The organism is Labrys okinawensis, assembly GCF_002982075.1.
Lineage (GTDB): Bacteria > Pseudomonadota > Alphaproteobacteria > Rhizobiales > Labraceae > Labrys > Labrys okinawensis_A.
This window is the reverse complement of sequence record NZ_PUEJ01000004.1, coordinates 500,461-513,240: the sequence shown is the minus strand read 5'-3', so window position 1 is coordinate 513,240 and position 12,780 is coordinate 500,461. Positions and strand designations below refer to the sequence as shown.

14 protein-coding genes are annotated in these 12,780 nt (G+C 64.3%); 4 read left to right on the top strand and 10 right to left on the bottom strand.

Annotated features, from left to right (window positions below; all coding sequences use genetic code 11):
• Positions 1-75: 75 nt before the first annotated feature.
• From C5L14_RS12740 to C5L14_RS12710, 7 genes are all read right to left on the bottom strand, one after another.
• Entirely contained in the window at positions 76-1,020 is a 945-nt protein-coding gene (locus tag C5L14_RS12740; protein ID WP_245443370.1) for an amino acid ABC transporter substrate-binding protein, read from the bottom strand.
• A gap of 84 nt (positions 1,021-1,104) precedes the next feature.
• Positions 1,105-2,352 (bottom strand): dicarboxylate/amino acid:cation symporter, encoded by a 1,248-nt coding sequence (locus C5L14_RS12735; protein ID WP_105862405.1) that lies wholly within the window; start codon positions 2,350-2,352, stop codon positions 1,105-1,107.
• A 600-nt stretch (positions 2,353-2,952) separates the two neighbouring features.
• Positions 2,953-3,714 (bottom strand): SDR family NAD(P)-dependent oxidoreductase, encoded by a 762-nt coding sequence (locus C5L14_RS12730; RefSeq protein WP_105862404.1) that lies wholly within the window; start codon positions 3,712-3,714, stop codon positions 2,953-2,955.
• Positions 3,715-3,749: 35 nt separating this feature from the next.
• The gene (locus C5L14_RS12725) at positions 3,750-4,553 is read right to left on the bottom strand and encodes an ABC transporter permease (protein WP_105862403.1); all 804 of its coding nucleotides are present in this window, start codon (positions 4,551-4,553) and stop codon (positions 3,750-3,752) included.
• Positions 4,553-5,416 (bottom strand): ABC transporter permease, encoded by an 864-nt coding sequence (locus tag C5L14_RS12720; protein ID WP_105862402.1) that lies wholly within the window; start codon positions 5,414-5,416, stop codon positions 4,553-4,555. The genes C5L14_RS12725 and C5L14_RS12720 overlap by 1 nt, the downstream gene beginning before the upstream one ends.
• A gap of 229 nt (positions 5,417-5,645) precedes the next feature.
• The gene (locus C5L14_RS12715) at positions 5,646-6,809 is read right to left on the bottom strand and encodes an ABC transporter substrate-binding protein (protein ID WP_105862401.1); all 1,164 of its coding nucleotides are present in this window, start codon (positions 6,807-6,809) and stop codon (positions 5,646-5,648) included.
• A 48-nt stretch (positions 6,810-6,857) separates the two neighbouring features.
• Positions 6,858-7,946, bottom strand: coding sequence for an ABC transporter ATP-binding protein (locus tag C5L14_RS12710; protein ID WP_105862400.1), 1,089 nt, complete (start codon positions 7,944-7,946; stop codon positions 6,858-6,860).
• Between the two features lie 181 nt (positions 7,947-8,127).
• Here C5L14_RS12710 and C5L14_RS12705 point away from each other — a divergent pair, with 181 nt between their 5' ends.
• Positions 8,128-8,922, top strand: a complete 795-nt coding sequence (locus C5L14_RS12705; protein WP_245443369.1) for a helix-turn-helix transcriptional regulator — start codon at positions 8,128-8,130, stop codon at positions 8,920-8,922.
• Here the strand turns inward: C5L14_RS12705 and C5L14_RS12700 are convergent.
• Together C5L14_RS12700 and C5L14_RS12695 are read right to left on the bottom strand one after the other, a co-directional pair.
• Positions 8,919-9,701, bottom strand: coding sequence for a tRNA1(Val) (adenine(37)-N6)-methyltransferase (locus tag C5L14_RS12700; protein ID WP_105862398.1), 783 nt, complete (start codon positions 9,699-9,701; stop codon positions 8,919-8,921). The two genes, C5L14_RS12705 and C5L14_RS12700, sit on opposite strands and share 4 nt — an antisense overlap.
• A complete protein-coding gene (locus C5L14_RS12695) occupies positions 9,698-9,922 on the bottom strand; it encodes a DUF2007 domain-containing protein (RefSeq protein WP_105862397.1) in 225 nt (74 codons plus the stop codon). Before C5L14_RS12695 ends, C5L14_RS12700 begins: the two co-directional genes overlap by 4 nt.
• Positions 9,923-10,036: 114 nt before the next feature.
• Here C5L14_RS12695 and C5L14_RS12690 point away from each other — a divergent pair, with 114 nt between their 5' ends.
• Both C5L14_RS12690 and C5L14_RS12685 read left to right on the top strand, forming a co-directional pair.
• A complete protein-coding gene (locus tag C5L14_RS12690) occupies positions 10,037-11,053 on the top strand; it encodes a polyprenyl synthetase family protein (protein WP_181161147.1) in 1,017 nt (338 codons plus the stop codon).
• Positions 11,054-11,140: 87 nt separating this feature from the next.
• On the top strand, positions 11,141-11,719 hold the full coding sequence (locus C5L14_RS12685; protein ID WP_105862395.1) for a DUF1993 family protein: 579 nt from the start codon (positions 11,141-11,143) through the stop codon (positions 11,717-11,719).
• A gap of 1 nt (position 11,720) precedes the next feature.
• Here C5L14_RS12685 and C5L14_RS12680 read toward each other — a convergent pair whose 3' ends face one another.
• Positions 11,721-12,203 (bottom strand): MarR family winged helix-turn-helix transcriptional regulator, encoded by a 483-nt coding sequence (locus tag C5L14_RS12680; RefSeq protein ID WP_105862394.1) that lies wholly within the window; start codon positions 12,201-12,203, stop codon positions 11,721-11,723.
• A gap of 106 nt (positions 12,204-12,309) precedes the next feature.
• Here C5L14_RS12680 and C5L14_RS12675 point away from each other — a divergent pair, with 106 nt between their 5' ends.
• The gene (locus tag C5L14_RS12675) at positions 12,310-12,723 is read left to right on the top strand and encodes a VOC family protein (protein WP_105862393.1); all 414 of its coding nucleotides are present in this window, start codon (positions 12,310-12,312) and stop codon (positions 12,721-12,723) included.
• The last annotated feature ends 57 nt before the right edge of the window (positions 12,724-12,780 follow it).

Sequence of the window (12,780 nt, the reverse complement as noted above, 5' to 3'; positions counted from 1 at the left end):
AAATCGTCTCCGCAGCCTGACGATCGGCACCCCCGAACCAGATTCGGGGGTGTTCGTCATCCGGGGCTTGGCCAATCAAAATGCGTCGATGCCAAGCGCCCGCCAAGCTTCGGTCAATTGCAGGGAGATCGGCAGATTGAGGTTTTCGCCCGTCGGGGTCGGCTGGAGGAACCATCTGCGGTATGTCCTCACCAACTTGCCCTGTTCGGCCATCGCCGCGAAGGCGCGCTTGACGGCTTCGGCCATCAGGGGGTCGTCCTTGCGGAACATGATGCCATAGGCGTCATAGGTGATGAAATCACCGACCACGGCCAGCGACTTCTGGGCATGGTTGCGGGCGATGAAGCCGTAGAGCAGCACATCGTCGGTGGCGAAAGCATCGGCCTTTCCGGCCGACAGCATATCGTAGGACTGCTGATGGTCCGGTGCCGAGGCGATGATCATGCCGAGATGGTATTTGTCGTTGAGCTGCTTCAGCGCCGCCTCATTGGTGGTACCGGCCGTCACAACCAGGGTCTTGCCCTGCAGATCCTTGTAGGAGCGGATGCCCGAGCCGCGTTTGACCAGCAGCTTGGTGCCCGCGACATAGGTGACGGGCGAGAAGGCGACGCTCTTCTGTCGTTCGACATTGGCGGTGGTCGAGCCGCATTCGAGGTCGACGTCACCTGAGGTCACGGCCGCGATGCGGGTGTCTGAGGTGACGAGCTTGTAGTCGACGCGCACCGGCTTGTCGTGCAGTTCGCGGGAGATCTCCTCGACCACACCCTTGCACAGTTCTATGGCGTAGCCCTGTGGCTCCGCCTGCGTCGGGAGCTTGAAGGAGAAGGGGAAGGAGGCGTCGCGATAGCCAATCGTGACAGTACCGGCCTGGTTCGCCTTCAGCAGCACGCCGGACAGCTCCAGCGGAAAATAGTCCTGCTTCGGCGCGGCCGTCAGGTCCTGCCCGATCATGTCCTCGGCTTTGGCAGGCCCGGCTGCCGTCAGCAGGGCGACGGCAGCAAGCGCAACGAGTTTGTGCAAGAGTCTCTCCTGAAAAATCCGGGCGTAGCCATGCGAGAACTGCCGGACGATAGCGGCGGCACGAGCCGTGCCGCCGCCGATGGCTCAGGCGGGTGCCGCCACAGGCGCCGCCTCCGGCGCGTTGATGTCGTCCTTCTCGGGGCCGAGGCCGCCCTCGAACTTGGCGACTGCCGAGGCCGCCAGCGAGTTGCCGATCACATTGGTGGCGCTGCGGCCCATGTCGAGGAACTGATCGATGCCGATGATCAAGTAGAGCCCCGCATCCGGGATGTTGAACTGGTGCAAGGTGGCGAGGATCACCACCAGCGATGCCTTCGGTACGCCGGCGACCCCCTTCGACGTCAGCATCAGCGTACCGGCGATGGCAAGCTGGGTACCGAGCGAAAGCTCCATGCCATAGGCCTGGGCGACGAAGAGGGTCGCGAAGGTCGTATAGGCCATGGTGCCGTCGAGATTGAAGGAATAGCCGAGCGGCAGCACGAAACTGGCGATGCGCTTGGGGACGCCGAACCTCTCGAGCTGGTCGAGGATCTTGGGATAGGCGGCTTCCGAACTCGCGGTCGAGAAGGCGAGCAGGAAGGGCTCGCGCATGCGCCGGATCAGGTTGCCCATGCGGGCGCCGAGCAGAAAATAGCCGATGCCGATCAGGATTGCCCAAAGGATGAACAGCGTCAGATAGAAGCCGCCGAGGAACTTGACGAAGTTCAACAGTACGCCCGGGCCGGATGTAGTTATGACGGAGGCCACGGCCGCGCATACTGCCAGCGGCGCCAGCGTCATCACATAACCCGTGATGGTGAGCATCATGTGGGCGACGTCGTCGGCCAGGTGGACGAGGGGCTTGCCGCGCTCGCCCAAGGCCATGCAGGCGACGCCCGCGAACAGCGAGAACACCACGATCTGCAAGATCTCGCCTTCGGCCATCGCCTTGAAGATCGAGGTCGGGACCAGATGTTCGATGAAATTCTTGAAGCTGAAGGAGGCCGTCTGGATGTTGGCGGTATTGCCGCTCTGGTCGGCGATGACGATGCCGTGCCCCGGCTGGACGAGATTGGCCATGACCAAGCCGAGCAGCAGCGACACGATCGAAGCGGAAATGAACCAGCCCATGGTCTTGGCGCCGACCCGCCCCAGGGTAGCCGCGTCGCCCATATGGCCGATGCCGACGATCAGGGTGGAGAGCACCAGCGGGCCGATGATCATCTTGATCAGCTTCAGGAAGATCGTGCTGACGAGGGACATGTAGTCGGCGATCGTGGCCGCCGTTTTCTTGTCGGGGAAGGAATAGTAACAGGCGATGCCGAGCGCGATGCCCAGCACGAGACCGATCATCACGTAGACGAAATTCCTATTCAAGTTGACCCCCTCGTTTGACCTAACGGTTGCATCTGGCGGGAAGCAGGCAAGCGAGATTCCCCTGGCAAATCATCAGACAACAGCGTCGGAAAAACGCGGATGACAAATGTTTGCGACAGATTTGTCATGTTATTGACATAGTTGCACTCCAGCCGGCGGCCCGAGTCAAGCCTTTTCAAAGCGCTTTTGCAGATGACGACCGACACGTTTCCTGCCGAATATTGACAGGGTGTTTTGCTCGAAAAACAGGGGCGTTCATTTTGGTCAACGCGAGGCAGGACCATACCGCCCGCGCGGAAGGCGCGCGGGAGACGAGTAGAGCTGATTTGTAATATCAGGAACCCAAAAGGCCGCCCGTCATTGTGAGCGAAGCGAAGCAATCCAGAGGCCGCAAACTCTGTGCCTTCAAGCCTCTGGATTGCTTCGCTTCGCTCACAATGACAGAGCGGGTAAATCAGACTTCATACGAGTTGGCCCGAGCTGGCGGCGACGGCTCATGTCAAGTCTTTGATTTGACCCTTCCTCCGATCGCAGGCAGGCCATGCTTTGACCCGTCGGCATCTCCGAGGCTTGGTATCAGCCGATGCTTTCGCCGCCGTCGACGACCAGGGCCTGGCCGGTCATGAAGGCGGAACGGTCCGAGACCAGGAAGAGAATGGCCTCGGCGATCTCTTCCGCCGTGGCCCAGCGGCCCATCGGGATCTTTTCGCGCACATAGGCCTCGATGGCGGCGCGGCCGCCCATCTGGGCAATGAAGGGCTCGTTGAACGGCGTGTCGACCCAGCCGGGACAGAGGGCATTCACTCGAACCTTGTGCCGGGCATAGTCGAGCGCCATCTGGCGCGTCATCGCCACCACGGCATGCTTGGAGGTGGCATAGGCGATCATTTCCCGATCGTAGAACACGCCGGAATTGGAAGCGGTGTTGAGGATGACGCCACCCCCTGCCGCGATCATCGCCGGCATGGCGAGGCGCGCCGCCAGAAAATGCGCGCGCACATTGATGCGCCAGGAGGCGTCGAATCCATCCGGGCTGACCTCTGTCAGCGGACCGCCGACCTGAATGCCGGCATGGTTGTGCAGAATGTCGATGCGGCCATGGCGGTCGAGCGTGCCGCCGATGAGGCGTTCGACCGCCGTGTCATCTGCCACGTCGGTGGTGACGGCATCGGCACGGCCGCCTTGCGCGCGAATCATGCTGGCGGTCGCCTCGCCGGCATCGTTGTCCCGATCGGCGACGACCACGATGGCGCCCTCGCGCGCCATGGCAAGGGCGCCAGCCTGGCCAATGCCCGAGCCCGAGCCGGTGACGATGGCGATGCGATTTTCGAGGATCATGGTCACTCACTCAGGATTGGTGGGCGCAACGCCCGTTACCGGCGCTTGCGCAGCAGGAACTGGGCCAGCAGCACCATCAGCACCGAGGCGACCAGCACCAGCGTGGCGATGGCGTTGATCTCGGGAGTGACGCCCCGGCGGATCGAGGCGAACACATAGATCGGCAGGGTGGTTTGGGGGCCGGCCACGAAGAAGGCGACGATGAAATCGTCGAAGGAAAAGGTGAAGGCCAGCAGCAAGCCGGCGAGAATGGCCGGGAAGATCTGCGGCAGCACGATGGAACGGAAAGTGGTGAAGGGCGTGGCGTAGAGATCGCTCGAAGCCTCCACCAGGTCCCGGCTCAGGCTGCCGAGCCTGGCCCGCACGATCATGGTTACCAGTGCCATCGAGAACAGGCCGTGGGCGGCGATGATCGAGCCGTAGCCGAGGCCCAGCCTGGGCGGGGCGTCGCCGGGCCAGATTGCGGCGAGCAGCGGATTGGCGAAGGCGAAGACCTGGACCAGCGCCACCAGCGTGGCGATGCCGATGACCACGCCGGGCACCACGAGGGCGGCGCCGAAAAGGGCATCGAAGACGAGGCGGGTCCGGGGTCCCACGCGCGAAAGGCCGAGGGCGGCGGCCGTGCCGAAGATCGCGGCCAGCAGGGCGCTGCTGGAGGCGACGATCAGGCTGTTGCGCAGGGCTTCGGTGAGGAAGGGGTTGGCGAGCGCCGTGCCGTACCATTTGGTCGAGAAGCCGACGATCTCGCTGGCATTGCGGCCGGCATTGAAGGAGAACAGCACCAGCAGCCCGATGGGCAGATAGAGGAAGGCAAAGACGGCGGCGACGAAGGCTCTCATCAGATCAGGTCCACCTGCCGGGCGCCCGAGACGCGTGCGGTGATGCGGTTGGCGATCAGCAGCACCACGACCGAGGCGACGACCAGCGTCACGGCGATGGCCGAGCCGAACGGCCAGTTGCGCGATTGCAGGAAGAGATCGACCAGGGCGTTGCCGATGAAGAACACCTTGCCTCCGCCGAGCAGGGTCGGGATCAGATATTCGCCGAGCAGCAGGATCATCACCAGGCTGAAACCCGTCATCACGCCGGGCAGGGACAAAGGCAGCGTGACGCCGAAAAAGGTCGAGAAGGGGGTGGCGCCGAGGTCGGCCGAGGCTTCCAGCAGGCGCCGGTCGAGCCGTTCGAGACTGACATAGATCGGCAGGATCATCAGCGGCAGGTAGCCATAGACGATGCCGACCAGCACCGAGCCCGGCGTGTTGAGCAGCCTGATATCGGCAATGCCCACCAGGTCGAGCAACGCCGGGATACCGCGCGAGCCGAGGATGTACATCCAGGCATAGGAGCGCATCAAAAGGCTGGTCCAGAACGGGATGACGACCAGCGCCAGGAGAATCAGCCGCCAGCGGGGCGGTGCCTTGATGGCGAGGTAGTAGGCGACGGGATAGGCGACCAGCAGGCAGGCGAAGGCGCCGGCCGGCGCCAGGATCGCGGTGTTCCAGAAGGCGGTGGAGCGCGCGCCTAGATTGGCATATTGCGCGAAGGAGAGCGCGGCCTGGTAGCCGCCTTCCGGTGCCCGCTCGCCGACGCTGAAGACGAGCACGGCGATGAAGGGCAGCACCAGGAAGACCACGAGCCAAGCGCTCGCCGGGGCGAGCAGCAAGGCGGTCACGATTGTGCGGCGGGCGCGGGAGGAGGCCACTGGATCGGTTCCGAGGGAAGGATGGAGCTGCACTGGCGGAATAGGTTCTCAGCGTGAGGGATGCAGTCATTCCCGGCCGAGCCGCTCGCGAGCGAAGCGAGAGAGGGTGAGGGGAAGGGAATCCAGGGGCAAATACGGCGCCCCTGGCCCCTGGATTCCCTTCCCGCCACCTGCGGTGGCGCCGGGAATGACGGAACGACCTTACCTCCAGCCATCCTGAGGGGGTCGGTCAGGCTGATTTGAAACGGGCCATCAGTTCGGCGCGGGCCGGATCGGTCAGCGTCGCCGCGGCTCCGAATTCCAGCGGCTTCAGCAACTCGGCTGCCGGATAGAGGATGGGATTGGCGAGAAACTCCTTGGGCAGCAGGGCGTTGACGCGCGAATCCGTGCAGGGGGCGCCATTGGCGATGTGCTCCTTCACGGCATTTTCCGGCGTCATCAGATAGTTGAGCAGGGCATAGCCGGCCGGCTTGTTGGGTGCGTCCTTGGGAATGGCGTAGAAATCGGTCCAGATCTCGCCGCCTTCCTTGCCCAGGACATACTTGATGTAGGGCAGGTCGCGGTTGAGCTGCGCGCCGTCATTGGTCCAGCACATCGTCATCCAGGCATCGTTGGCGCGCATGGGCGGCTGATAGTCCGAGGACACCGCATAGAGATGTGGCTTGGCCTTGATCAGCAGTTCCTCGGCCTTGGCAAGCTCGTCCTGCTTGAGCGAATTGAAGGAATAGCCGAAATATTTCAGGGCGTTGCCGATGGTGGTGAGCTGGTAGTCATGCACCATGGTGCGGTTGGAGCCCTCGGCCATGGCGGTGTCCCAGAAATCCTTCCAGCTCGCCAGCGGCTTGGTGAGCTTCTGGGTGTTGACCGCAAAGCCGGTGGTGCCCCAATTCTTCGGCACGGCATAGACCGTGCCGTCGACGGTGCCCTCGGCCGTGAAGCGGGCATCCTCGGTGGGGGCGCTATAGGCCGGCAGCTTGGCAAGATCGATGGCGTCGATGAGCCCGAGCTTCTTATAGGTGGAAATGGTGTAGTTGGTCGGCACGAACAGGCTCCAGCCAGTCGCGCCGGCCTGCAGCTTGGCCAGCATCTCCTCGTTCGAACCGAAGACGTTGACCTCGACGGCGACGCCCGTCGCCTTGGTGAAATTCACGAAGGTCTGCGGGTCGTGATAATTGGGCCAGGTGGCGATCGACATCTTGTCGCCGAGGTCGCCGGCGGCATGAGCGGGGCCGGGCAGGACGCCGTTCTCGCGGCCGAGGACAGCCATCGCCAGGCCCAGGCCTGTCGCGCCCAGGAAATGGCGGCGGCTGATCGAGCCCCTCCGGTAGCGCAGCAGCTGGTCGACAAAGCCCTGAGCCGAGATCGGCAGGCCGTCGCGATAGGATTTCGACATGTCTCATTTCCCTCTGGTGGTGCCGCTTTGCGCGGTTTTTCGGATCGTTCAGGCGGCGAAGGCGAGTGGTGCTCCCGGTGCGAAGCCGATCGAGACGCTGTCGCCAGGTCCCTTGAGGCCCGGGCCCTGCGCCAGGTGGTCGGCGGCGACCAGGATTGTGCCGACGTCCTTGACGTCGATGGCATATTCGGCCGTCGAACCGAGAAAGATGCGGTTGTGCACGGTGCCGCGCAGGCTCGGTCCGTCGCCGGCTTCCAGGCGCATGGCTTCAGGGCGGATGCTGACGCGCGCGGCTTGGCCGGGCCGAAGCGGGGCATGGCTGCGGGCCTGGAGCGTGGTGCCGTCGGCCAGCACGATGCTGGCCGCCTTCCCGTCGACCTCGGTGACCTTGCCGTCGAGGAAATTGGACTTTCCGACGAAATCGGCGACGAAGAGGTCGGCAGGATTGTCATAGATCTGACTGGGTGCCCCGGTCTGGACGATATGGCCCTTGTTCATCACGCAGACGAGATCGCTCATCGAGAGCGCCTCTTCCTGGTCATGGGTGACGAGCACGAAGGTGATGCCGAGGGACCTCTGCAGGTTCTGCAGCTCGAGCTGCATCTCGGTGCGCAGCTTCTTGTCGAGAGCGGCGAGCGGTTCGTCGAGCAGCAGCACGGCGGGCTTGTTGACCAGCGCGCGGGCCAGCGCGACGCGCTGCTGCTGGCCGCCGGAGAGCTCGTGGATGCGCCGGCGGCCATAGCCGGAGAGGCGCACCATGGCGAGCGCCTCGTCGACGCGCCGGGCGATCTCCGAGCCTGGCAGGCGGGGCCGGGCCTGGCGCAGGCCATAGGCAATGTTGTCGCCGACGCTCAGATGCGGAAACAGGGCATATTGCTGGAAGACCATGTTGACCGGGCGGCGATAGGGCGGCGTGCCCGCCATGTCCTGGCCACGGATCATCACCTGGCCGCTGCTCGGCTGTTCGAAACCGCCGATCATGCGCAGGCAGGTGGTCTTGCCGCAGCCCGAGGGCCCGAGCAATGCGACGAAAGCGCCGCTGGGAATGGCGAGGTCGATGCCATGCACCGCAGTGACCTCGCCATAGCGCTTGGCAACGGCGCGAAACTCGATGTCGGGCGAGGTCGTATCGTTCATCCGCGCTGGTCCCCTCGGTCGATGCCGGGCCTTATCGTTCCGGCCGGTTGTTCTTGCTTTTCGGCCCTTATGCGAAAGGAAAGCTAGCAGAGCCGATTTCCTATCGTATATACCCAACAGGGGGTATATCCTGCATGTTTGTTCAGCACAGGGGGTAGAAATCGGCAGCTCCAGGCATAATTTGGCGGCATCCACGGCGCTGGCAGACGCGATAAAGGCGGCGGGGCGCGGCGGTTCGGGTGACTTCGAGCGCGCCTTGCTGGCTTGGCTCGGCCTGCATGCGCGGTTCGACCACAGTGTGGTGTTCGCCTATCGCGGCTCGGCTCGGCCGCCGATGCTGTACGAGACCTTCTCGCCCGCCGAGAGCCATGTCTTCGTGGCTCTCTACCAGGATGGCGCCTACCTGCTCGACCCCTTCCATCGCGCCGCGATCGGGGGATGCGAAGGCTTCCGGCGCATGCGTGAGCTGGCGCCCGACCGGTTCTACACCAGCGAGTATTTTCGCTCCTATTACAGTCAGACGGGCCTGGCCGAGGAGGTCGGCTTCTTCGTTCAGCTCCCCGAACAGACCTCGGTGGTATGGTCGCTGATGCGCCTGGCCGCCTCGGGGCCGTTCGGCACCGCGGAGGTGCGCGGACTGCGCGACCTGACCCCGATCGTGCTCGCGCTCTGCGCGCAGCATTGGCGCGACCTGCCGGAGTTCGGTGAGGCCGGCAGCCGGGTGACGACGTTGCCGCTGCCGGGCAGCGATCTCGACCGGGCCCGGCTCTGGGCCAGCCAGTCGCTGACGGCGCGGGAAGGTGAAATCGTCAATCTGGTGCTGCAGGGGCACTCGTCGGATTCGATCAGCCGCCTGCTGCATATCTCGACGGGCACGGTGAAGGTGCATCGCCGCAACATCCACCACAAGCTCGGCATCCATTCCCAGGCCGGCCTGTTCGCCCGCTTCCTCTCGCTCCTGAACGAAACGGGCTAGGCTCGAGGCGGGTCCTGCCAGTCGATCGTCGCTTCGCCGCGATGCAGGGCATCCGCTTCGGCTGTGAAGCCGCCGTCCTCGGTATGCAGGACCAGCGGCGGCAGCAGGAGGAAGGGCGCGCGCGATCCCTTGACGGTGCGGATGAGAAGGCGGACTGCCGGCGTGCCGGCCCGAGGCTGCACGGGCTTGACCCGGATGTCGCCGAAGCGGCGGTCGAGGCTTGCCAGCAGCCTGGGCAGGGCGTCGGGCCGGTGGATGAGGGCGAGGCTGCCCCTGGCGCGCAGGAGGGCGAGGGCGCACAGGATCCAGGCTTCCTCGTCGGCCTGGCCATGCACATGCGCGCCGGCGCGATAGGCATCGGGTGCCGGGCGAATCGTGCCGGGAAGGTGGAAGGGTGGATTCATGATGACGTGGTCTGCCGTGCCGGGAACCAGGGATTGACCCCTGGCAGGACGCCGGGTGACGTCGGCCTCGAGCGTGGTCACGCGCTCGACAAGGCCGTTGCGTGCTGCATTCTCGGCCGCTAGAGCCGCGATGGCCGGGTCGATCTCCACCAAGGCGACGCGGCACCGAGGGCAGCGGATGGCAAGGCCGAGGCCGGCGGCGCCGATTCCCGCCCCGAGGTCGTAGACCACCTCGCCGGCGGCCGGCGAGAGGCAGGCAGAAAGCAAGGCGGCGTCGGTTCCGACCCGATGGCCCCGGTCCGGTTGGACGAGCTGCAGCCGGCCGCCGAGAAAGGCCGAGAGCGTGGTCCCGGTCCCGGGCTCGGTCCTGGTCACGGCGTGCGCAGCTCCTTGCCGAGACCCGCTTCGGTCAGACGCCGGCGCGCCAGCGCGCTCTGGTCGGCGTCGACGAGGATACGGCGCGGGATCATGCCGAGCGAGCCTTCCAGCACGCTCATATGCGTGTCGAGCACGAGATGAACCACGCCCGCCTCGGTCAGCAAGGCCTCGATATAGGAGATCAGCACGGGATCATTGGTACGAACGATTTCTTCCATGCCGCAATCGTTGCGATTATCGCGACAATTGCAACGAGCTTGTTGGCGCGACAACAGCGAGCTTGTATGGGGAGCCGCGCATTTCTATGGTGCCGGCAAAACGGAGTGCATGTATTGGGCGTCGTTGTCGCATTCGAGGACAAATCCGGGTCGCAAGGCTCGCTTCAGCCGATCGTCGACCTGACCAAGGCGGATATGGCGCGAGTCAACACCACCATCCTGTCGCGGACGGGGTCGGAGGTGACGATGATCCCGGAAGTCGCCAATCATCTGATCTCCTCCGGAGGCAAGCGCCTGCGCCCGATCCTGACATTGGCGACCGCGCAGCTCGCACGCTACCGGGGCGATGGCCATGTGAAGCTCGCTGCCTCCGTGGAATTCATGCACACGGCCACGCTTTTGCACGACGACGTCGTCGACGAGAGCGACATGCGGCGCGGCAAGCCGGCCGCCCGCATGCTGTGGGGCAATGAAGCGAGCGTGCTGGTTGGCGATTTTCTGCTCGGCCAGGCTTTCAAAATGATGGTGGAAGTCGGCTCGCTCAAGGCGCTCGACATTCTCTCGACCGCCGCAACCGTCATCGCCGAGGGCGAAGTGGCCCAGCTCGCCGCAGCCAAGAATACGGCGACCACGGAGGACGAATATCTGGCGGTGATTCGCGGCAAGACGGCCGAACTCTTCGCGGCTGCCTGCGAAGTCGGCCCGGTCCTGGCTGAGCGGCCCAAGGATGAACAGGCCGCCTGCCGTTCTTTCGGCATGAATCTCGGCATTGCCTTCCAGCTCGTCGACGATGCGCTGGATTACGGCGGTTCTGACGCCAAGCTCGGCAAGAATGTCGGCGACGATTTCCGCGAGGGCAAGATCACCCTGCCGGTGGTGCTGGCCTTCCGGCGCGGCAACGAGGCCGAGCGCGACTTCTGGCGCCGCACGCTGGAGCGCGGCGAGATCGAGGAGGCCGATCTCGAGCATGCCATCGGCCTGATGCGCCGCCACAAGACGCTGGAAGACACCATCGAGCGCGCGCGTCACTATGGCGCCATGGCCAAGGACGCCCTGGCGCTGTTCGCCGACAGCCCGATGAAGTCGGCGCTGGCGGACGTGGTGGAGTTCTGTATCGGCCGCGCTCACTGAAGCGTCGGCCGGTCCTCCTCGGCCGGATGTGGAATTCTGCAGGCATATCCATGTGGGCGGCCCGAGGCCGTCCGGGGAAGCAAGCCCATGGCTGACCTTTTCGACGTTTCCGTACCGGTTTTCCTACGCTATCTCAGCAATCTCGATGCGATCCTGGACAAGACGGCCGAGCATCTGCAGCACCAGGGCACGGAGCAGGCGGAGGTTCTCAACCTCGCTTTGCAGCCGAACATGTTCCCGTTGAAGTGGCAGGTTCGGATCGCCCTGGGCTTTTCCATCCGCGCCATCAATCCGGTGCTGCAGCAGCCGATCATGCTGGATGACGGCCCGATCGATTCGATCGAAGACATCCGCCTGCTCCTGGGAAGCACCATCGCCCGGCTCAGGAGCGTTTCGCGACGCGATTTTGCCGGCGGGGAAGCCAGGCTGGTGCGGGAAAAGGCCGGCCAGGCCGTGTTCGAGGCCAGGGCCGTCGACTTCGTCACCCAATATGCCTTGCCGAACTTCTTCTTTCACCTCGGCATGGCCTATTCGATCTTGCGCCTCGCCGGCTGCCCGATCGGCAAGGGCGATTTCGACGGCTTTCATCAGTATGAAGCCGGCGTCAATCTGGTGGCGGAAGCGCAGCCGCAGTTACAGCCGCTGATGCAGCGGCTGCCCGGTTGAATCAAAGTGCGGTGATCAGCTTTCGGAGCAGGCCATTGAGGGTCTCCTGCTCCGTCCGCGTCAGCACCGACAACAGCCGCTCCTCATTGGCCACGTGGCGCGCGATGGTCTCGTCGATCACCGCCTTGCCGGCCTCGGTGAGGGCGATCAGCTTGCCGCGACGATCATTCGGATCGGGGCGCCTCTCGACCAGCCCGGCGCGTTCCAGCCTGTCGAGGCGATTGGTCATGCCGCCCGAGGAGATCATCGCCGCTTCATAGAGTCGGGTCGGCGAAAGCATATAGGGTTCGCCCGAACGCCGTAACGTGGCCAGGACGTCGAATTCGCCGGGCTGCAGGCCCGCTGCGGCGAAGAGCGGGTTCATATGGTCGCGCAGCACCCGTTCGGACGCATCGGACAGGCGGCCGAACACCGCCATCGGCAAGGAGGGGAGGTCGGGTCGTTCGCGAGCCCATTGTTCGACGGCGGTATCGGCGCGGTCCATCGGCAAGTCTCTCGATAGAAAGTATCTTGACATTAAGATACTTTCTATTTACTAACATGGTAGCGAGAGAATAGGACAACTCGCCCATTCGGTGAAGGAGGAAATGATGGCCAGGATGATTTTCTTGAACCTGCCGGTGCGCGATCTCGCCGCCGCCACCGCATTCTATGTCGCCCTGGGCGGCGAGGTGAACCCGCAATTTTCCGACGAGCAGACCACATCGATAATGCTCTCCGATGCGATCGTGGTGATGCTGCTCACCCATGAGCGCTACGGCCAGTTCACCCAGCGCCTGATCGGTGATGCGCGCCAATGGAGCCAGGCGCTGATCGCCCTCAATGTCGACACCCGCGACGCGGTGGACGCCACGCTCGCTCGCACCACGCAAGCGGGCGGCAAGGCCGATCCCAACCCGGCGCAGGATCACGGCTTCATGGTGAGCCGCAGCGTCGAGGATCCCGACGGCAATGTCTGGGAGATCGTGTGGATGGATCCCGCTGCGATGGGGGCCCAGGGCTGAGGCCAGCGCGGTGGTTTCCACATCGTCGAGCCGGGGCGAGCCCGGCTATGACAATCC

Excerpts from the sequence above, each read along its gene's own strand:
- C5L14_RS12715 (WP_105862401.1), bottom strand. The coding sequence starts at position 6,809 with ATGTCGAAATCCTATCGCGACGGCCTGCCGATCTCGGCTCAGGGCTTT.
- C5L14_RS12725 (WP_105862403.1), bottom strand. The coding sequence starts at position 4,553 with ATGAGAGCCTTCGTCGCCGCCGTCTTTGCCTTCCTCTATCTGCCCATC.
- C5L14_RS12675 (WP_105862393.1), top strand. The coding sequence starts at position 12,310 with ATGGCCAGGATGATTTTCTTGAACCTGCCGGTGCGCGATCTCGCCGCC.
- C5L14_RS12685 (WP_105862395.1), top strand. The coding sequence starts at position 11,141 with ATGGCTGACCTTTTCGACGTTTCCGTACCGGTTTTCCTACGCTATCTC.
- C5L14_RS12710 (WP_105862400.1), bottom strand. The coding sequence starts at position 7,946 with ATGAACGATACGACCTCGCCCGACATCGAGTTTCGCGCCGTTGCCAAG.
- C5L14_RS12730 (WP_105862404.1), bottom strand. The coding sequence starts at position 3,714 with ATGATCCTCGAAAATCGCATCGCCATCGTCACCGGCTCGGGCTCGGGC.
- C5L14_RS12735 (WP_105862405.1), bottom strand. The coding sequence starts at position 2,352 with ATGATCGGTCTCGTGCTGGGCATCGCGCTCGGCATCGCCTGTTACTAT.
- C5L14_RS12695 (WP_105862397.1), bottom strand. The coding sequence starts at position 9,922 with ATGGAAGAAATCGTTCGTACCAATGATCCCGTGCTGATCTCCTATATC.
- C5L14_RS12680 (WP_105862394.1), bottom strand. The coding sequence starts at position 12,203 with ATGGACCGCGCCGATACCGCCGTCGAACAATGGGCTCGCGAACGACCC.